Raw genomic sequence first — 260 nt, 5'->3', positions numbered from 1 at the left:
CCTGATCCACCGTGGTGAGCGCTACGCGCAGCGGGTCAAGCATGCCGACGCCTATTCGCGCACCGGCTTCACTGGCCTGAACTACTGGCCGGGTGGACCGGACTGGCGCATCAGCGCGCGGTTTGTTCCGCACCCGGCCGGCAAGACCCTGCCGATCGTGGACAACACCGGCCTCACCACCGAGATGCCGACTTCGGGTGCGCTGGAATTCGAGCGCGATGGAAAGACCTGGCGGCTGGAAGCGCTGGGTGAGCCGGGGC

1 protein-coding gene is annotated in these 260 nt (G+C 67.7%); it reads left to right on the top strand.

Translation table 11 applies throughout. The annotated features are described in order from the left end of the window. Positions 1–260: DUF1684 domain-containing protein (locus KVS69_RS19795; RefSeq protein ID WP_217539807.1), on the top strand; the 260-nt coding region annotated here is incomplete at both ends.

The sequence above is a fragment of the Stenotrophomonas sp. GbtcB23 genome (assembly GCF_019091045.1).
Classification (GTDB): Bacteria; Pseudomonadota; Gammaproteobacteria; order Xanthomonadales; family Xanthomonadaceae; genus Stenotrophomonas; species Stenotrophomonas rhizophila_A.
This window is presented reverse-complemented; position numbering and strand designations above follow the sequence as displayed.